This is a genomic window from Planococcus maitriensis (assembly GCF_003289925.1).
Taxonomy (GTDB): domain Bacteria; phylum Bacillota; class Bacilli; order Bacillales_A; family Planococcaceae; genus Planococcus; species Planococcus maitriensis.
The window spans coordinates 210,533-229,987 of sequence record NZ_QLZQ01000003.1 but is presented as its reverse complement, the minus strand read 5'-3'; the positions used below and the strand labels follow the sequence as shown (position 1 = coordinate 229,987).

The 19,455-nt window shown below is 50.9% G+C and carries 20 protein-coding genes and 2 riboswitches; of the genes, 3 read left to right on the top strand and 17 right to left on the bottom strand.

Translation table 11 applies throughout. The annotated features are described in order from the left end of the window. Positions 1-49 precede the first annotated feature (49 nt). Positions 50-1,096: a bifunctional glycosyltransferase family 2/GtrA family protein gene (locus DP119_RS09565; RefSeq protein WP_112232974.1), complete on the top strand. Its 1,047-nt coding sequence runs from the start codon at positions 50-52 to the stop codon at positions 1,094-1,096. Positions 1,097-1,163: 67 nt separating this feature from the next. On the opposite strand, the gene DP119_RS09560 is transcribed toward DP119_RS09565, so the two are convergent. The 10 genes from DP119_RS09560 to DP119_RS09510 form a co-directional block, all read right to left on the bottom strand. Continuing rightward, on the bottom strand, positions 1,164-2,843 hold the full coding sequence (locus DP119_RS09560; RefSeq protein ID WP_112232973.1) for a sodium:solute symporter family protein: 1,680 nt from the start codon (positions 2,841-2,843) through the stop codon (positions 1,164-1,166). A gap of 62 nt (positions 2,844-2,905) precedes the next feature. After that, positions 2,906-3,184, bottom strand: a complete 279-nt coding sequence (locus DP119_RS09555) for a DUF4212 domain-containing protein (protein WP_112232972.1) — start codon at positions 3,182-3,184, stop codon at positions 2,906-2,908. Between the two features lie 618 nt (positions 3,185-3,802). After that, positions 3,803-4,270 (bottom strand): 6,7-dimethyl-8-ribityllumazine synthase, encoded by a 468-nt coding sequence (gene ribH / locus DP119_RS09545; RefSeq protein ID WP_112232970.1) that lies wholly within the window; start codon positions 4,268-4,270, stop codon positions 3,803-3,805. A gap of 12 nt (positions 4,271-4,282) precedes the next feature. Continuing rightward, positions 4,283-5,473 carry a bifunctional 3,4-dihydroxy-2-butanone-4-phosphate synthase/GTP cyclohydrolase II gene (locus DP119_RS09540; protein WP_112232969.1) on the bottom strand — a complete coding sequence of 397 codons (1,191 nt, stop codon included), beginning with the start codon at positions 5,471-5,473 and terminating at the stop codon, positions 4,283-4,285. A gap of 12 nt (positions 5,474-5,485) precedes the next feature. Beyond that, positions 5,486-6,121, bottom strand: coding sequence for a riboflavin synthase (gene ribE, locus DP119_RS09535; RefSeq protein WP_112232968.1), 636 nt, complete (start codon positions 6,119-6,121; stop codon positions 5,486-5,488). 5 nt (positions 6,122-6,126) lie between these two features. Beyond that, positions 6,127-7,209, bottom strand: a complete 1,083-nt coding sequence (gene ribD / locus DP119_RS09530) for a bifunctional diaminohydroxyphosphoribosylaminopyrimidine deaminase/5-amino-6-(5-phosphoribosylamino)uracil reductase RibD (RefSeq protein ID WP_112232967.1) — start codon at positions 7,207-7,209, stop codon at positions 6,127-6,129. Between the two features lie 99 nt (positions 7,210-7,308). After that, a riboswitch (FMN riboswitch) is annotated at positions 7,309-7,439 on the bottom strand. Positions 7,440-7,547: 108 nt separating this feature from the next. Continuing rightward, a riboswitch (FMN riboswitch) is annotated at positions 7,548-7,678 on the bottom strand. Positions 7,679-7,789: 111 nt separating this feature from the next. Continuing rightward, positions 7,790-8,089: a TIGR04104 family putative zinc finger protein gene (locus DP119_RS09525; RefSeq protein WP_112232966.1), complete on the bottom strand. Its 300-nt coding sequence runs from the start codon at positions 8,087-8,089 to the stop codon at positions 7,790-7,792. A 149-nt stretch (positions 8,090-8,238) separates the two neighbouring features. After that, a complete protein-coding gene (locus DP119_RS09520; protein WP_101189419.1) occupies positions 8,239-9,222 on the bottom strand; it encodes a ring-cleaving dioxygenase in 984 nt (327 codons plus the stop codon). Then, positions 9,219-9,698 carry a MarR family winged helix-turn-helix transcriptional regulator gene (locus DP119_RS09515; protein WP_101189418.1) on the bottom strand — a complete coding sequence of 160 codons (480 nt, stop codon included), beginning with the start codon at positions 9,696-9,698 and terminating at the stop codon, positions 9,219-9,221. Before DP119_RS09515 ends, DP119_RS09520 begins: the two co-directional genes overlap by 4 nt. Positions 9,699-9,844: 146 nt before the next feature. Beyond that, the gene (locus tag DP119_RS09510; RefSeq protein ID WP_101189417.1) at positions 9,845-10,243 is read right to left on the bottom strand and encodes a PaaI family thioesterase; all 399 of its coding nucleotides are present in this window, start codon (positions 10,241-10,243) and stop codon (positions 9,845-9,847) included. A 123-nt stretch (positions 10,244-10,366) separates the two neighbouring features. Here DP119_RS09510 and DP119_RS09505 point away from each other — a divergent pair, with 123 nt between their 5' ends. Further along, a complete protein-coding gene (locus DP119_RS09505; protein ID WP_112232965.1) occupies positions 10,367-11,110 on the top strand; it encodes an alpha/beta hydrolase in 744 nt (247 codons plus the stop codon). A 57-nt stretch (positions 11,111-11,167) separates the two neighbouring features. Here the strand turns inward: DP119_RS09505 and DP119_RS09500 are convergent, their stop codons facing one another. From DP119_RS09500 to DP119_RS09490, 3 genes are all read right to left on the bottom strand, one after another. Beyond that, positions 11,168-11,803 carry an O-methyltransferase gene (locus DP119_RS09500; protein WP_112232964.1) on the bottom strand — a complete coding sequence of 212 codons (636 nt, stop codon included), beginning with the start codon at positions 11,801-11,803 and terminating at the stop codon, positions 11,168-11,170. A 58-nt stretch (positions 11,804-11,861) separates the two neighbouring features. Continuing rightward, positions 11,862-12,812, bottom strand: a complete 951-nt coding sequence (locus DP119_RS09495) for a siderophore ABC transporter substrate-binding protein (RefSeq protein ID WP_112232963.1) — start codon at positions 12,810-12,812, stop codon at positions 11,862-11,864. Positions 12,813-13,133: 321 nt separating this feature from the next. Continuing rightward, positions 13,134-14,594, bottom strand: a complete 1,461-nt coding sequence (locus DP119_RS09490) for a SulP family inorganic anion transporter (protein ID WP_112232962.1) — start codon at positions 14,592-14,594, stop codon at positions 13,134-13,136. Positions 14,595-14,772: 178 nt separating this feature from the next. On the opposite strand from DP119_RS09490, the gene DP119_RS09485 reads away from it, so the two are divergent. Further along, on the top strand, positions 14,773-15,315 hold the full coding sequence (locus DP119_RS09485; protein ID WP_112232961.1) for a recombinase family protein: 543 nt from the start codon (positions 14,773-14,775) through the stop codon (positions 15,313-15,315). Positions 15,316-15,695: 380 nt separating this feature from the next. Here the strand turns inward: DP119_RS09485 and DP119_RS09480 are convergent, their stop codons facing one another. From DP119_RS09480 to DP119_RS09465, 4 genes are all read right to left on the bottom strand, one after another. After that, entirely contained in the window at positions 15,696-16,961 is a 1,266-nt protein-coding gene (locus tag DP119_RS09480; RefSeq protein ID WP_112232960.1) for an MFS transporter, read from the bottom strand. A gap of 54 nt (positions 16,962-17,015) precedes the next feature. Next, positions 17,016-17,435, bottom strand: coding sequence for a universal stress protein (locus tag DP119_RS09475; protein ID WP_112232959.1), 420 nt, complete (start codon positions 17,433-17,435; stop codon positions 17,016-17,018). Positions 17,436-17,451: 16 nt separating this feature from the next. Beyond that, positions 17,452-17,655 carry a hypothetical protein gene (locus DP119_RS15770; protein ID WP_146747867.1) on the bottom strand — a complete coding sequence of 68 codons (204 nt, stop codon included), beginning with the start codon at positions 17,653-17,655 and terminating at the stop codon, positions 17,452-17,454. Between the two features lie 109 nt (positions 17,656-17,764). Beyond that, entirely contained in the window at positions 17,765-19,342 is a 1,578-nt protein-coding gene (locus tag DP119_RS09465) for a BCCT family transporter (RefSeq protein WP_112232957.1), read from the bottom strand. Positions 19,343-19,455 lie beyond the last annotated feature (113 nt).

The following is a 19,455-nucleotide window of genomic DNA, read 5'->3' as shown; positions in this document are numbered from 1 at the left end:
ATACGCCAGTATCATATTTCTGGATGCCAGAAATGGAAAGAGGTTGCCTGTGGAACAATTCGCCATCGTCATTCCGGCCTATAAACCGGAAGAGCCATGTAAACATACAATCGAAGAAGCGATCTCGGCTGGCTTCTCGCGGATTATCGTCGTGAATGACGGCAGCGGACCCGCCTATGAAGATTTCTTTTCTGAGCTTGAAAAGATTCCGGAAGTGACTTTGCTGCGCCATGCGATCAACCAGGGCAAGGGGCGCGCGTTGAAAACGGTCTTCCACTACATCCTCAACCATCGACTGCCGATCGAAGCCATTATCACAGCCGATGCAGACGGGCAGCATTTGGTATCGGATATGGTCAAAATCGCCAATGAACTGGAAGCTTCGCCAAACCACGTCGTCCTCGGGGCCCGGGATTTCACACAGCCCGGCATTCCCTTCCGCAGCCGTTTCGGCAACCGCTTCACGCGCCTCTTGTTCCGGTTATCGACCGGTGCGGACCTGACCGATACCCAGACAGGCCTGCGGGGCATTCCCGTGAAGTTCTTGCCGCGGCTTCTTGACGTTCTTGGGGAACGCTTTGAATACGAGATGAACATGCTCGCGGCGCTGAAGAAGAATTACATCCCGGTGTCAGAAGTGACGATCGAAACCGTCTATCTGGATGACAATAAATCCTCCCATTTCCAGCCGCTCCGCGATTCCTATCATATCTACAAGATCTTTTTATTCTACGGGCTATCAGGCGCTGCGTCTTTCGGGCTCGATATCGCCTTGTTCTGGCTGTTCGTCCAGCTCTTGCGCGACGAGTCGCCGGAAGCGTTCATCATTATCGCGACGGTGGCCGCACGCATCCTGTCTTCCCTTTTCAATTATTATATCAACCGCAATAAAGTCTTTAAGCAGGGGTCTAAAAAATCCTTGCTGCGCTATTATATTTTAGCGGCGTTCATCATGGGCGCATCCGCTGCATCAGTCCACTTCTTGTATGCGGAATGGCTCGGCCGGGGAGAAGTCATCTTGAAAGTGATGGTCGATACGATACTGTTCATCTTCGGTTTCATCGCCCAGCGCGCTTGGGTTTTCCGGAAAGAGTAAAAGATTCCCCCCGACACGGGGGACATAAAAAAGAGCGGAAGCCTGGGCTTCCGCTCTTTTTCATTGTTCAATGCTCCGGACGGTTGGCCTTGACCGGATCAGTGCGCCACACTTCACCGTCTTTGTATGTCATGCCTTCTGGATAACGCAAGTCCAGAACCTCTTCCTGTGTTTCTTTCGATGGAGGCTTTGTCACCAATGAAACGATAATGATCGTAAGAATTGCGGCAGTCGCCCCGAACACCCCGGCGCCCGTATCGATAATGCCGAGAATCGTAAAGCCGCCGAATTTAGCGGCAAAAATATACGCCAATGTCACTGTCAAGCCGACCAGCATGCCGGCAATGACCCCCGGCCCGTTCGCCCGTCTCCACCATACACCGAGAATCAGTGCAGGGAAGAAGGTTCCGGATGCGAGCGCGAAGGCCCATGCGACGATTTGCGTGATCGCGCCTGGCGGGTCCAATGCCACGATGCCCGCTGCGACTGTCGCGATGATGATCGACGAACGGCCGACAAGCAGCCGCTGTCTTTCCGTCGCTTTTGGGTTGATCGAACGGTAATAGATATCCTGGGACAAAGCGGCTGAAATGGCGATCATCAGCCCACCCGCTGTCGAAAGTGCCGCTGCCATTGCGCCTGCCGCCATCAATCCGATGACAAAGACGCCGAGATTGGCAATTTCAGGCGTCGCCATGACCACGATATCGTTACTGATGACGATTTCTTCCCATTGCAGGATGCCATCGCCGTTTGTATCAGCAACCGACAAGGATCCCGTATTGACCCAAGACGCGGTCCAAGCCGGCAGATCGGCTATCGAAGATCCCGCCACTTGGGTCATCAAGATAAAACGTGAGAACGCTGCATAAGCCGGTGCTGACAAGTAAAGCAAACCGATGAATAAAAGCGCCCACGCCCCGCTCCAACGGGCTGCTTTCATTGTAGAGACCGTATAGAAGCGGACAATAACGTGAGGCAATCCGGCTGTTCCGGCCATTAGCGTGAACATAAGTGCAAGGAATTGCCATTTGGTCGCTTCCGTAAACGGCACGACGTATTCGGAAACGCCAAGCTGCTGGTCGAGCTGCTGGAGTTCGCCGACAATTTGCCCATATGACAGCCAAGGAAGCGGATTGCTCGTCAATTGGAGTGACATGAAAATGACAGGGATCAGATAGGCGATGATCAAGACGAGGTATTGCGCCACCTGTGTCCACGTGATCCCTTTCATCCCGCCAAGTGCCGAGTAGAAAGCGATCAAAACGACGCCGATGATTGTCCCGACAGCCGTCGGGACTTCCAAAAGGCGGCCGATGACGACCCCAGATCCCGACAGCTGGCCGATGGAATATGTAAAGCTGATGATGATGGTGGCAACTGCCGCGATCAAGCGCGCGGTGCTGCTGTTATAGCGGTCACCGATAAATTCGGGTACCGTGTAGCGCCCCGATTTCCGGAGCTGCGGCGCCAATAGGAAGGTCAGGAGCAAATATCCGCCTGTCCAGCCCATGATATAGGCAAGGCCGTCATACCCAAGCAGCATGACCGTCCCGGCCATTCCGATGAAGGACGCTGCGCTCATCCAGTCGGCACCGATTGCCATCCCGTTGAACACTGCTGGGACGTTGCGCCCCGCTACATAAAAGTCTGATGTCTGCCTGGCCATATTGTAGAAGGCAATACCAATATACAAGCCGAATGTCGCCAGGATCATTACAAGTGATACGAGAAATTGTGAATCCACTGCTTCTCCCCCTTGTCAATTACGCAATTTTCCCATCGTTCCATACAATTGGAAAGTCGATGCTATTCCTTATCTTTCAAGTCTTGGTCCAAGCCGAATTTCTTGTCGATCCGGTCGTTGATGATCGCATTGACGAACAGCAGGATGATGAAAGTCAATACCGCTCCCTGCGCTCCCATGAAATAATGGAAAGGCATCCCGTTGACCTTGAAACCTGATAATTGCTCCGCGAACATGACGACCCCGAAAGATGCTGAGAACCCGATCAATAGATAGATGGTCACCAACGTGGTTCGAGCCCGGAAATACGCATCCGCTTGTTTTTTATCGATCTTCCTCAAATTACCCACCCCTTTGCCGGTTTAGAAGCCGAATTCCTGTATTGCGAAGCTCACCCCCTCAACTGGAAAATGAAACGGACGGTATCCAGGAATGGAAGTGGTACCATAATGACTTTGACGAGCATAAATGCAAAAACCGATGCAAATGGAAGGAAAAAATAGACAACCTTCCGGTTTCTCAACCCCGCGACTACGGATACGATGGTAATAAGGCTCAATGTAAGAACCCAGATCATCGACTCACTCCTTTTTTGAAAACGCTAACAAATATCCCTACGGATGGCCTATCAATAATTATGGGATGCCTTTCCTCCTCCCTTTCCATTTTAAGGATAATAAATAATTTCTTTTTTCATTATTCTAAAACTTCTGTTAATTGTCAATGTATTATTATAATAAGGGTTAAATAAAATTTCTGTTGAACTCCAACCATTTTATATGCAAAATCCACCGAGGCATTGCTGCTAAAGGAAAAACACAATAAAAAATGAGCCGCCATTCATAAAAGAATGTAGGCTCATTTTATTTTATTTTATGAGCTTGAAGTAGATGCCCGGTGGGCGGAATGTCCGCCTTCCCGCCTCCATACATTGGAGAAAAGGCTATCAGCTCTTCCGGTCAATCGAATGCTTTCATCAAATTGCCCATTTCCACAGCGGAAACAGCCGCTTCGTAGCCTTTGTTTCCAGCCTTTGTGCCCGCGCGTTCAATTGCCTGTTCGATCGTTTCCGTCGTCAATACGCCGAAAATGACTGGGACGCCGGTCGACATGCCAGCTTGCGCGATGCCTTTTGCCGCTTCGCTGCAGACGTAATCGTAATGGGTCGTCGCCCCTCGGATTACGGTGCCAAGCGCGATGACAGCATCATATTTTTTCGTTTCCGCCATCTTTTTCGCCACCAACGGCAATTCGAATGCCCCTGGCACCCAGGCGGTATCGATATTTTCCTTGCCCACGCCATGGCGCACCAAACCGTCGACTGCACCGTCCAACAGGCGCGATGTGATAAAGTCATTGAACCTGCCGGTGACGATGCCGATTTTTAAATCCGATCCGATCAAATTTGCTTCGTAAACTGTTTCCATTGTTAACACTCCTTAGTCGATTAGATGATGCATCCGTTGTTTTTTCGTTTCCATATATTGCGTGTTGTCTGCAGTCGGCGGGATGATGAGCGCAAGCCGTTCTTCCACTTCGATGCCGTATTCAACCAGTGCGTCCGTCTTGGCTGGATTATTGGTGAGCAGCCTGACACGTGACACGCCAAGGTCTTTCAGCATCAAAGCGCATAACGTGTAATCGCGCATTTCTGCCGGGAAGCCCAATTGTTCGTTCGCCTCGACGGTATCCAAGCCCTGTTCCTGCAGCTCATACGCTTTCAGCTTATTCAGCAAGCCGATGCCGCGCCCTTCCTGTCTCATATAGAGGACGATGCCCGCATTTGCCTGTTCGATCAACTCGAGCGATTTCTCAAGCTGGGCGCCGCAATCGCAGCGGCGCGAGTGGAAAATATCGCCGGTCAAACATTCGGAGTGGATGCGGACGATTGGCGCTTCCTCCAATTCGGGATTGCCCTTGACGATAGCGACATGCTCTTCAGTGTCCAGCCGGTTCGAATAGCCCACCATCTTGAACTCCCCGAAATCAGTCGGCATATGGACACTCGACTCCCGCGTAATGAGTGAATCTTTTTCTGCACGGTAGGCATGCAAATCTTCAATCGCGATGAGTTTCAGATCGAATTCCTCTGCTAACTTCTCCAAGTCCGGCATGCGCGACATCGAGCCATCGGGGTTCATGATCTCGCAAATGACAGCTGCGGGTTCGCTGCCGCTGATTCTGGCCAAATCAACGGACGCTTCCGTATGGCCTTGGCGCTGGAAAACACCGCCCGATTTTGCGACAAGCGGGAAGACGTGCCCCGGCCGTTTGAAATCCTGCGGCACGGCTTTTGTATCGAGCATCTGCAAAATGGTGTCCGACCGTTCAAATGCGCTGATACCCGTCTTGGCATCTTTATGGTCGATGCTGACGGTAAATGCCGTTTCGTGATGATCGGTATTATGACTGACCATTTGGTCGAGTTTCAGCCGCAAGGCGATATCCGGCGAGACCGGCGTGCAGATGAGCCCCCGGCCGTGGGTGGCCATGAAATTGATGTTTTCAGGGGTCGCATGTTCAGCAAGGCACACGAAATCGCCTTCGTTTTCCCTTGATTCGTCATCTACCAGAATGATGACTTTTCCTGCCTGCAAATCCTTTACTGCTTCTTCGATTGTATTTAGCATCGGTTTGCTCCTTTAAAATCCGTGTCGCCGTAAATAATTGGCGTCCATCGGTTGTTTTGGCGCATGTTCCATGAAACGCTGCACGTACTTGCCGAACATATCGGTTTCGAGATTGACCGGATCGCCTGCTTTTTTGGCGCCTAAAGTCGTTTCCCCCGCCGTATGCGGGATGAGCGAAACGGTCAAATAATTTTCACTGATTCCAAAGATCGTCAAGCTGATGCCGTCGATCGCGACAGACCCTTTGACGATCGACTGTGCAAGCAATTCCGGAGGCGCCGCTATATCGATATACATGGCGTTTTCCTGTGGGCGCTTGCGCAGGATCTTGCCGACACCGTCGATATGGCCCGCAACGAGATGCCCGCCGAAGCGGCCGTTCGCCGCCATGGCCCGCTCCAGGTTTACGGGGCTGGAGATACCCAAGGAAGAAAGGGTCGTGCCGCGGAATGTTTCCGGCATGACATCCACCGTGAAACGGCCGCTCGATAACGAAGTTACCGTTAAACATACGCCTTCCACGGAAATGCTGTCGCCGATTTTCGTTTCTTCGAGGACAATATTCGCGCGTATTGTCAGTTCCATGCTGGACGCGCCGCGCTTGACCCCTGCCAGCTGTCCGGTTTCTTCAATAATGCCTGTAAACATTTGTGTCACTCCTTTAAGGTGGAGATGATCTTCAGGTCCGTTCCGATGCGTTCTGCATCCTGCGTCTGCAAGCGGATGCCGTTTGCGGCGGAATTGACGTGCAAATCGCCGAATACGGACACGGTTCCTTCGCCGCCGAGAATGACCGGCGCGATATACGTAACAATCTCGTCCACTTGCCCGCTTCTTAAAAATACGGTGTTTATTTTTTGCCCGCCTTCCACAAGGACAGATAGAATCTGTTGTTCAGCAAGCAATTCCAGTGCGGCAGCAATTTCCACGTCAGGCGTGCCCAGCTGCAAAATGCGGACATGCTCCGGAAACGCGCCGCGGCTGCCGATATCCGCTTGTGAACCGACGATAATCCAAGTAGGGGCATCAGGCACTTGAATGACGTGGCTCTCTCCTGGGATGCGCAGGTGGCGATCCAAGATAACCCGGACCGGCTGCTTCGGGGAGCCGGCAAACCGATTGGTCAAGCGGGGGTTGTCGAGCGTAACAGTCTGTACGCCGACTAGGATGGCATCGTGCAGCAAACGCAGTTCGTGGACGTCGCGCTGCACTTCAAGCCCCGTGATTTTTTCCGAACGGCCGCCGTGCACAGCGATTTTGCCGTCTAAAGTGATGGCGTGCTTCAATGTGACAAATGGCCGGTTTTTGCGGATATAAGTGAAGAACATCCGATTCAGCTCCGCAGCTTCCTGCTCACAGACACCGGTCTCCACCACAACCCCAGCAGCTTCTAGCTTCTTGATGCCCTGGCCTGAAACGAGCGGGTTCGGATCCAGTACAGCGACGACGACGCGGCGGATACCGGCATGAATAATCGCATCCGCGCAAGGCCCTGTCCGGCCATGGTGGCTGCAAGGCTCCAGCGTCACATACAAATCCGCGCCTCGCGCTTCACTGCCTGCCATGTTCAGCGCATGGATTTCCGCATGCGCCTGTCCCGCTTTCAGGTGCGCGCCCATGCCGATGATGCGGCCATCTTTGACGATCACCGATCCGACGAGCGGGTTGGGGGAAGTCTGCCCGGCAGCTGACCGCGCCAACTCCAGTGCTTGCTTCATGATTTGCTGATCGTCCACTTGATCACACCTTTCAGAACAAAATAAAAACCCATCGATTCGCCGATGGGTTAGAAGACAATAGGAAATAGAACTATAGAAAACTCTATAATTTCCGTGTTCTTCCTTCTCCCATCCAGACTTTAACTGTCGGCTTTGGACTTGCACCAAATCCTGCCCCGAAAGGCTCACGGGCTTCGGATTGCTCCGTTACCGTCGATTGGGAATTTCACCCGACCCCGAAGGAATACTATTCAGTTAATCATCCACAGTATGCAAAAAAGGCCCCCTTCCATAAAAGAAAGGGGCCTTGAAAATGCATATCAAAGAAACCTAAGCGAATGCTTTTAGGTTGCTTGACTGTTCTTCTCCCATCCAGACTTTAACTGTCGGCTTTGGACTTGCACCAAATCCTGCCCCGAAAGGCTCACGGGCTTCGGATTGCTCCGTTACCGTCGATTGGGAATTTCACCCGACCCCGAAGAACGCTATGAATGATTATCTGTAAGTTTAGCGCAAGCTTCGGGAGCTGTCCAGAAAAGAATATTCATTTGAGGGGGCAAGCAACTAAATCCCTAAAAAGAACTCGGATTTTCATCATTCACCACATCGGCCCGCGTTCGTCCGTCAATTCGATCACGAACGGATAAATGCCCAAGATCACGAAAAAGGATGCGAGGAACAAGGCCAGGGAAGCAAACGGGTTGATGCCGAAAGCGACCGAGATGAACATGATGAGTGGAGCGGCAAAGACGAACAAGCTGGTCTTTTTCCGCGATTCCATCGATACGAATTGCTCCTCGCGGCATGAGGGGCACTTCATCCCATCCCCAAGTGTGCACAGTCGGCATACGGTCTGTGCCCACGTCCATAACGCTCCGCAATTCTGGCATTTCGGCATCGCCCTTCTCCCCTTTCTTTGTGTTAACTATACTTACGCATATAAGTTGAATAAGTTCCCAAAATCGTCCCATTATTTCAGATTCTCTGCATCCTCTTTGTTATTGGCAGTGAAAAAGCACTGCCCATGGGGAGCAGTGCCAATTTTTCCTATAGGTATTCTTTTTCGATATCCTTCGTGCTGCGCACCGTATCGATCGGCCGCACCATGCTCTCGATCTGTTCGCGCTTCGGTTCCAAAAACGGCGGCAAAGAAAGTTTCTCCCCGAGTGTTTCATATGGCTCATCACCCATGAAGCCCGGGCCATCCGTTGCCCATTCGAACAAGAGGCCGGGGGCTACCCGTGCGTACAATGATTCAAAGAAGAAGCGGTCGACATAGCCCGAAGTCGAGAACCCGATTTCCTGCATATGGCCGATCCATTCATTCAATGCTGCGCGGTCCGCCACGCGGAATGCGGCATGATGCACCGTGCCGTAACCCTGCTGCCCGGACGGTAAATCTGCATTATGCTCAACGATTACTTGTGCACCGTTTCCGCCTTCGCCCATCTCGAATAAATGCAGCGATCCCTCGTTGGCGATCTCGCGCATATGCATCGCCTTTTCGAGCACTTCTTTCAAGTAATCGAATTGGCCGATGCGGATATGGATCGGCCCGAGCCCGGTGATGGCAAATTCAAGCGGGACCGGGCCGTCCTGCCAAGGCGTCCCCGCTTGCACGCCTTCATTGTTCTCGTCCGATACGAGCATATACTGCTGGTCATCGAAGTCTGTGAACGACAAAGTTTTGACGCCGAATTGCTCTGCGATTGCACTGTGGTTCACTTCGTATTTGTCAAAACGTTTCTCCCAATAGCTAAGCGCTTCGTCTGTCGGAACGCGGAAAGCCGTTTTGTAAATTTCGTTGGTTCCGTGAGAGCCTTTCGGGATTCCCGGAAAATCAAAGAAAGTCATATCCGTCCCCGCTGAACCCTTATCGTCAGCGAAGAACAAGTGATAGGTTTGGATATCGTCCTGGTTCACCGTTTTCTTGACCAGCCTCATGCCCAATACATACGTGAAAAATTCATAATTCTTTTCGGCACTGCTCGTAATCGCCGTTACATGGTGGATCCCTTTCAATTCGTTCATGCATACCGCTCCTTATTTTTTAAAATTCCATCTGCTGCTGCATTGCTGTCTTGCGCTTCGTAGCCGACCTTTTTCAGCTTTTCGATCAATTCCACTATTTCCTCTTGCCCAAGGCCGGCAAACACTTTATCCATCTGCCGTTCATGCTCAGGGAAAATCCGCTTCATCAATTCCTGGCCATTTTCCGTCAAGAGTGCATAAGTCACGCGCCGGTCTTCCTTGCACGCTTCCCGTTCGACGTAGCCTTTCTGTTCCAGTTTGTCGACCACATAAGTGATGCTGCTGCTCGCAATCAATACCCTCTTGCCAATCGCCTGTATCGGCTGACGGCCCTGGTGATAGAGCAATTCGAGCACCGAGAATTCCGTCGCATTTAAGCCGTACCCGGCAACGTCCCGTTTAATGGCATCATGGACGGCATCCGCGGCGCGAATCAAAACCGTTACAGCTTTCAGGTTCTGGTTGGAGAACTCCATTTATTCCACCTCTTTATTTCGAATTAAAATATCTTTAATTAAAAGTAATCATATCAAGCTATAACTCACCGGTCAAGAGAACGGCTTCAGATTGCGGTTAATCCAAAAAGCTCCTCCCCGCCGTATGCGGAAAGGAGCTTTTGCAATCATAGTTTGAATGTTCCGGTGCTATAGGCCAATAATTCGTCTCGATCGCTGACGACGCGCCCTGTCAGGATTGCCGTACTGTTCGTCTGATGTAACAGTTCAGCGTGGAAAACGGCCGTTCCCTCCGCCAAACTTTTGATGAAGCGAACTTCCATTTGAATCGTCGAGACCGCATCGCTTCCGAGCGACCGGGAGGCAAGGCCCATGACAATATCAATCCCTGACATGATCGCGCCGCCGTGCAGCATATTTTGCATATTGTCATTTTCAGGTCTTTTCTCCAAGCGCATGGACGCCTTGCCATATTCCACCCCGTTGATTTCAAAACCGAGCATCTTGAAATAGGGGCCGTTCTCGAATTGCTCGATCAATTGAGTATATTCCTGTACGTTTTGCACGCGATCTCCTCCAGTTGATTATTCTTCCGTAAGTATAGCATTCCTTTTCAGGGAAAATGAATGGGCAGGATTTTCCTGAAAAGCAGCGAATACTTAAAGACTATCCCAAAAGGAGGTTTTTGGATGACACATGATTTCGATGTCCTTCCAGGCGCAGAGCCGTTCATTTCCGAAGGCGGGAAAACAGGAATTCTCGTATCCCATGGCTTTACCGGCACGACCCAAAGCATGCGCCCGCTTGCCGAGGCTTTCGCGAACGAAGGATATAGCGTCTATGCCCCGCGCCTGAAGGGGCATGGCACGCATTATGAAGATATGGAAACAAGCACGTATCAGGATTGGATTGCCTCTGTCGAGGAGGCCTACGCTTGGCTGTCGGAGCGCTGCGATAAGATATTCGTGGCAGGTTTGTCAATGGGCGGTACACTCGCGCTTTATATGGCGGAAAACCATCCGGAGATCCGCGCCATTTCATTGATCAACGCCGCCGTCGAAGTCCCGGACATGGAAGGTGTCAAGGAATTGCAGGATGTGCGTTTTTTGGATGCCATCGGATCCGATATTAAAAAGCCTGGAGTCACTGAGCTTGCTTATGAGAAAACACCGGTCGCTTCCGTTAAGGAGATCCTTTCTTTCATGGATTTGGCCAGAAAAAACCTGTCGGCCATTCATTGCCCGACACTGCTGTTCGTTTCGCCGGAAGATCATGTCGTCCCGCCGGATAATTCCAGGTTCATATATGAACATATTTCATCCAAGGAAAAAGACCTCATTGAAATGACGGATAGCTTCCATGTGGCGACGCTTGATCACGACCAGCAACGGATCATCGACGGCACACTCGCCTTTTTCCGCAAATACGAATAAATTCTGCTCTATTTATAGAGCAAAGGACGGAAGGCGTGAGAGCCTTCCGTCCTTTTGTCATTTTTTCACTCTTGCCACAAGCAATCCATCACCAACCGGCAGCAGGATCGACTCCAACTGCGGATGCCTTGCAGCCGTTTCGTTGAACTTCTTCATCGCTTCGGTGTGCTGGCGCTCTTTACCCACAGCTGCCACACTTCCCCCAGCCAGTACATTATCGGCGACAATCAATGCCCGGTCTTCTGCAAGTTCAAGGCAAGCGGCTAAATAGTTTTCGTAATTCACCTTATCGGCATCGATGAAAAAGAAATCGAACGTCCTCCCCTGGCCTTTCAACTTTGCCAAGCTGTCCAAGGCAGGGCCTGTCAGATAATCGACTTGGCTGCCGAATCCCGCTTTTGCCAGATGGGCGTTTGCTAGTTCCGCATAGTCCTGCTCCAATTCCAGCGAAGTCAAATGCCCTCGTGCGCCAAAGCCCCGTGCCAGGCAAATCCCGCTATAGCCGCCGAGTGCGCCGATTTCCAATACCCGTTCCGCTTCCGCCATCGCCACGAGCATCGTCAGCAGTTTTCCGGACGCTGGCGATACCGAAATCGGCCGCATGCCTTTTTCGTTGATGGCGGCAAGCACGCCTTCCAGAACCTCGTCTTGCTCAACAAACACTTTATCGATATAAGAATGGATTTCCTCCATATACTTATCCCTCCTTATGATTGAGAAAAAGCCCCGGCGATGCCGGGGCTTCGGTACTTTAAAATGCTGATTCGATGGCCTTGACCATTTCGCTGACAGACTGCAGCCCGCCGCCGGATAAGTACCAGTAATCAGGGTCCAAGTAAATGATCTTATCGTTTTGATAAGCGTTCGTTTTCTGGACCAATTCATTTTCCAATGAATCTTTTGCGCTTGCGTCATTGCCGACTGCTGCATTGCGGTCGATGACGAACATCATGTCCGGGTTTGTATCAAGGATGTATTCATACGTGATGCTTTGGCCATGCGTAGACGCTTCAATGCCTTCGTCCGCCTGCTTTACACCAAAGACGTCATGGATGATGCCGAAGCGTGAAGCTGCTCCGTATGCGCTGACTTTTCCTTCATTGGCCAGCACGATCAAGCCTTTTTCTTTAGAACTTGCTGTTTTCTCTTTGATGCCTTCGATTTTCTCGTTGATGGCTGCAAGCTCTTCTTCAACTTCCGCTTCTTTGCCGAAGATTTCCCCGACCGTTTCCATGTTTGTTGTGAACGAATTCATATAATCTGTTGTATCTACGCCCAAGTGAATAGTCGGTGCGATGTCGTTGAATTCATTATACATTTCTGCCTGGCGCCCAGAGATGATGATGAGGTCTGGATCCATTGCGTGGATCGCTTCAAAATCCGCTTCTTTCAATGTGCCGACATTCTCGTATTTCCCAGTGTCTTCAAACTTCTCCAAGTAGGATGGCACATTTCCTTGAGGCACGCCGGCAATCGATTCGATTCCCAATTGATCCAGTGTATCCAGAATCCCGAAGTCGAAGACGACGACCTTCTCAGGGTTTTTCGGAACTTCCGTCTCACCCAGTTCATGCGTCACTGTTACCGTTTCCGCAGTCTGAGCATCCGCCGTTTGGCTGTCTGTCGCCTCTTTTTCCGCCCCGCAAGCCGCGAGAACTGCAAACATCATTAATACTAAAATTGCCGCTAACCATTTCTTCATTTTTTCCGTCTCCTCTTCTATTGAGATTATTGGATGATGGACATCCGCACTGCATTATGTAATCTTTTTCCGGTGACTCTTGAAGAATCGCCCCTTTCGTTAATCAGGTGATACTGATAATCATTATCACTCAATCACATTCATTAGTATAGCAGAATAAAAAACACTTTCAATACCTAAATGAGAATTATTTTCATTTGTTTTCGTATCGGGATGCTCTCTTTTTGTTTCCTGCAAAAGAGCTTGGCATTCCCGTCATCAGCAAGACACAAAAAAGCCCGTCCATAAGAAGGACGGGCTTTCACTATATTCATTATTCATTCAATGCGTTGGCAGCTTTGCGTTCGAGCTTTTGAAGATCGCCAATTGATCGATCAGCTTCTGGCTTCCGGCATCCAGGCCGGCCACTTCCACTTCATTGGCATTTTCGCGGAACTTCAGTACGACCCTGTCGACGGCGCCGACGCCGGAATCGTCCCAAATATGGGCATCCGTGAAATCGATAATCACTTTCTCACGTTCGATATCGAAATCGAATTTCTCCAGGAAGTCCTCAACCGAGGCGAAGAACAATTGGCCTTCGACGCGGTATTGCGTTGCATCGAGCAAACGTTTTTCCACTTTGATTTTGGAAATTTTCGAGACGAAGAAGATGGCACTTAGCAAGACGCCCGCCAGTACACCGATCGATAAATCGTGCGTATAGACGACGATCGCAACCGTAGCCACCATAACGATGGAATCGGTTTTCGGTGCTTTTCTCAAGTAACTGAACGAAGCCCAGTCGAATGTCCCGATCGATACCATGATCATGATGCCGACCAGCACCGGCATCGGGATCTGCACGACGACGTTGCCGAGGACGATGATCAAGAACATCAGGAACGTGCCGGCAACGAGTGCCGACAAGCGGCCCCGGCCGCTCGATTTGACGTTGATGACCGATTGCCCGATCATCGCACAGCCCGCCATTCCGCCGAAGAAACCGGTGACGAAGTTGGCAATGCCCTGCCCTCTGGCTTCTTTGTTCTTGTCGCTTGCCGTATCGGTCATGTCATCGACGATATTCGCCGTCAAGAGCGATTCCAGCAATCCGACAATCGCCAGCGCAAGTGAGTACGGGAAGATGATCGACAAGGTTTCCAAATTGAATGGCACATCCGGCAACAGGAAGCTCGGGAGCGTCTGATTGATCGTGCCGAGGTCGCCCACGGTCCGCAAATCGAAGCCAGTATAGATGGCCACTGCCGTCAATACGACCAGCGCGATAAGTGGGGCCGGGATCGCTTTGAAAAAGCGCGGTACGATGTAGATGATGGCCAGCGTGATGGCCACGAAGAGATAGGTCATATTGTTGATGCCAATGAAATGCGGCACTTGCGCCATGAAGATCAAGATGGCCAGTGCATTGACGAAGCCGATCATAACGGCACGTGGGATGAATTTCATCACTCTTGCGACTTTGAAGACGCCGAACAGGATCTGGATGACCCCTGTCAAGATCGTCGCGGCGAGCAAATACTCCAGCCCGTGATCACGGACGAGCGGCACCATCAATAGCGCCATCGCGCCGGTAGCGGCAGAAATCATGCCGGGACGCCCGCCGACGAAAGCGATGATGACCGCGATGCTGAAGGAAGCATACAAGCCGACCATCGGATCGACCCCTGCAATGATGGAAAAGGCAATGGCTTCCGGAATAAGTGCAATAGCGACGAGAATCCCTGACAATATATCGCCGCGGATATTCCCGAACCATTGGGTTTTCAGACTTTGTTTCACGTAATCGAGCTCCTCTATTCTTTATTTGAACGTTTCTTCATATCCTGAAAACCTTATTTTTTCACAATGAAAATAGTTTAGCACCGACACTCCATTAATGGAACCTTTTTGGTCCCATTTTTACAAAAAAATTAATATGTTATAATATATTCACTTTGTACAGTGAGGAGTTTTTTATGTGCGAATCGGTTACGCTAGAGCCATCGAAGAAGATTTAGACTGCCAAAAGCAGCGTGCCCTGTTTGAGGAGTTCGGGTGCGATGCCATCTATATAGAATCCCATAGTTCCCCGAAACAGCGGGCCGAGCTGGAGCGTATGCTGGAAGCTGCAGGGCCTGGAGACCGCCTCATCGTGATGAAACTCCATGTCCTGGCGGATTCAACCCGCCAATTGGTGGACCTGGTTGAAGCGCTCGAAGAAAAAAGCGCATTCCTTCATGCCGTTAAAGAAAATATCGATACCGCAAAAGGCACCTCGTTTTCATTTTTGGACATCGCGAAATCCATCGCCGAATTCCAGAGCGACTCCATCAGCGCGAAGACCAAAGCAGGCTTATCGGAAGCCAAGCAAAAAGGCATGCACGCCGGGCGCCCGCGCAAGCCGGATGCCAATGTCAAAAAAGCGATCGAGATGTATAAAAGCAAATCCTATAGCTTGGCCGAGATCAAAGAACAGACCGGCATCAGCAAATCTACTCTGTATCGTTATTTGGAGAATTAAAAAAAGAGCGCCTCGGCGCTCTTTTTTTTCAGGCTGTCGAAAAGGTAAGAAGTCGTATTTTCCGAAGCTTATCGCTCGCTTTCCGTGGGGCGGGAATCGAGCCTCCTCGTCACTAAAACCGTGTGCTCAACTCTCACTGCGTTCGAGCATCGCAAGAAAATCGTTGCTCCCACATCTGCTCGGCAGATGCGTCGCAAATGAATGTGCTCAGCACAGCTTCGCTCATTCATTGCCTGCGGGGTCTCTCAAACCCGCTAGTCCCACAGGAGTCGAGCAAACGCTTCTCCAAATACATAGCTAAGTCATTGATTTTTGAATGTAGAAATGGTGATTTCCTTTTTCATTCATAGCGGATTGTAGACTTCTTCAACCCTCTTTTTCTATTGCCCGGTTTTCAACTCTTCTTTCACAGGCGGTTTCGCCAAGATGGAAGCGACGATTGCTAAAGCCGGGATGATGAGCAGGAAGCTTAATGCTTCATCGTAGCCGCCAAGGAAATCGTAAAACAAGCCGAACGGCAAGGGGCCTAAGGCAGAGCCGATGACCATGATCGCCATGGCGATGCCGCTGATGCTGCCGATATACTGGCGGCCGTAATAATTGGGCCAGACAATGCTCAACGTGACCCGCTCAATCCCTGACACGACTCCCCATACGACGCCAAACAGGATTGCCAACGACAGAAAGGTTGCTTGCTGGAGCAGCAAAATGAAAATGATCTCTCCGGCAAACAAAGCGACCAGCATCCAGCGCACTTCAATTTTATCCAGCAAATAGCCGGCTAAAAACGTTACCGGGAATCCAACGACCGCCATCAAGCTGAGCACGGTCGCTGCTGCTTCAGGCGTCAGCGATTGCTGTGAAAAAATCGATACTAAATGGAACGTGATTCCCGTGTTCACCAAGGCTGGCGTGGCGACGCAAAACAGCAGCAGCCAAAAGGCGCGGGTTTTCTGCGCTTCTTTCACGGTCCAGCTAATATCTGCCGATAAGCTCTTCTCTGCGGTTTCCCCTTCAGGAATCACTTCCCCGTCAGGACGCAAGCCGATATCTTCCGGCCTGTTGCGGATCAGCAAAAACGCGAGCGGCGTAAAAATAACCAACACGGACGCGCCGAGCAGCATCCACGCAATGCGCCAATCGAAGGTTTCGATCAGCCATACATTGAGCAATGGAAAGACGGCAGAGCCGACCATCGCCCCGAGTGCTGCGAGGCTGAGCGCGCGCCCCCTTTTAGCGATGAACCATTGCGGCACGAGTGACTTTGGCGTGAGTGACATCGATCCTTGCCCGAGCAGGCGAATGAAAAAGAAGCCGATAAACAGCATGAAAGTATTGGCGATCAACCCGTTAAACAAACAGGCGAGCCCCAGCAAGCTGGAAATGATGACCGCCATCTTGCGTGCTCCCTGGCTATCGAATAGCATGCCGACCATAAAGATCAGGAAGCCTGCGAGCAATGTAGCCGCAGAATAAATCCCTGACACCGTCGAGCGGCTCCATCCGAACTCTTCAATATAATAATCGATGAAAATGGCATTGGAAAAGGTTTGGCCGGGTCCCGAAAAGAAATACGACAACGCCGAAATCGCGACGATGCCCCAACCGTAATAAAATGGCGTATGTATCGGCGCAGTATGTTTCACCTTGTTCTCCCCTTGCCTGCTGCAGCAAAAAGGGCTCCACCTGGGAGCCCTTTTTTATTTCACGATCAGTACCGGACAGTTCGCACGCTTGACCACTTTATGGCTGACGCTGCCGAGCACCATTTCCTGAAGGGAATTCAAGCCGCGGCTGCCGATCACGAGCATGTCGAATACTTCTTTATTGGCAAAATCGACAATCGTCGGGCCAGGCGTCCCGTGAAGGATCTCCACACGGTATTTAAGGTTCTCCGATGCGATTGCTTCTTCGACAGGCTGCAATTTCTTGCGGCGCTGGAAATCCAGCTCCGCGGAACTGCCGCTGTGAAGCACTTCGTTTTTCGCGTTGTCGTGATCCGCCACGAAAACGATTGTGATCTGTGATTCATCGGATCCCTTTGCTATTTTCATGGCTTCTTTAGCCGCTCGGAGTGAATGGTCGGAACCATCCGCAGCGAGTAGGATTTTCTTATACACTTCTCAACACTCCCCTTTAATGAGTCGGTAATTTGGCGTGCGCGCACTTGAAGATGGCCGTCTGACTGTCCCGTATCCCAATTCCGGCATCCAAGACGATGACGGCCACTTGGTTGGCGTTTTCACAAAACTTCAAGACGGCACGGTCGATGGCCCCTACCCCGGAATCGTCCCGGATATGGGCGCCTGCGAAATCGATGGCGATACCTTTATCTTCCACGCTAAAATCGAATTTGTCCAGAATTTCCTTGGCCTATTTGGGTGCTTGCATTAAAATACCCAGCTTTCCTGTAACGGTAGAAGCTGGGTATATCCAATTATTCAATTCATTATTCACTTTTCGTTTTCTGTTTTGACCGTTTCAAAGGCGTTTCCTTGTCCCTTACATTCGTGAGCCACGCACGGTCCTGGTCCATCATTTTCTTCGCCGAATAAATCATCAGGAAAGTGATGAAAATGATCGGCAAGCCCATCAAGCCGGACACCACTTCGAGCGGCGCCAAGCCGCCGATTCTCATGAGCACCAGTGAGATGACGGCAATGATCCCGGCAACCAGGATGCGCAAGATTTTCGGCGGTTCATTCTTGCTCATATCAAGTGTGCTCGTATAGGCAGCAATCGTGTAAGTCGTCGAATCGAGCGTGGTCGTCAGGAAGATGAGCGCAACGATGATGAAGATGACAATCGCAAGCCCGCCAAGCGGCAAGGTCGAAAGAATCTCGGGAATGACGGCCATCCGGTCTTCTTTCACCATATCCAAAATCGGCAGCTCCCCTGTCAAATAACGGTGGACGCCGAGCCCGCCAAGAACACCTGTCGCAATCCATGATAACAGCGTCGGCGCCAATAGATAGGTCATGATCATTTCGCGGATGGTGCGCCCTCTGGAAATACGCGCCGCAAAGACCGAATGCAGCATCGCCCATGTGGCGCTGTAAGCAAACCAGAACACCGTATTGCTTTGCACATGCGACGCCGCACCTTGGTAGACCGAATCTGTATTGAATGAAAAACTCAAGTAATTAGTGAACAGCGATGCAACGCTGTCCGAGAAATAATTCAGGATAAAGACACCAGGCCCTGCCAATAGAATAAACACTGTAAAGGCGCCAGCTAAATAGATATTGAAAGTACTGAGCCGTTTGATGCCTTTTTCCACACCGAGATAGGCACTGACAGAAAACAGCGCGACCCAGACAATCGTGACGATGAGCGTCAACCCGAACGTTACGTCAATGTTCATCAAAGCGGAAATATTATACGTGATGATCGGCGCTCCCAAGCCAAGCGTTACGGCAGCCCCTGTCATGATGCTGAGCAAGAACAGGATGTCGAGCAGGCGCCCTGCCCATCCATCCGTCAGCTTATCGCCAAAAACCGGGCGAGCCGCTTCGGACATGCGCATCATTGGCTTTTTCTTGACATGCAGCGTATAAGCCATCGCCGGCGCGATCATGACGAAAATCGCGAATACCTGGAAGCCCCACAAGAACATGCTGTAGGCGTTGCCCATTAAAATCGATTCCGGCGACCCCGCGTCCATTCCTGCGGGCGGGTTGTTCGCAACGGATGTCCATTGCAGCATGCCGGTACGCATGATTGTCGAACCGAGCCCCATGGCGATCAAAATGGATGCATACTCGAACAAAGTCAAACGCGGCTTTTCTGCCGGGTCGCCGAGAACGATATCGCCGTATTTGGAATAGGAAAAATACAGCGCCGCCCCGACCAGGACGATGCCGTACCAGAGATACCCCCAGCTGAATACTTCAACAATCGTCGTAAAAATCCCATTCAGCAATTCCAGTGAACGGCTTTCATAAAGCGCGAGCGGAACGCTGATTGCGATGATGATGATCAAAGCCGGAAGAAAAATCCGGTAATCGATCAAGCCTTTCTCTTTCATCGAATCCCCCTCAAATTAGTTAATCCCTTTCTTTCCTTCCCTTCGGCTCCCTTGTTTTAACCACAAAAAAAGAAAAAACTACAAAGAAATGTAGTTTTTCTGTAAGAGGCCCG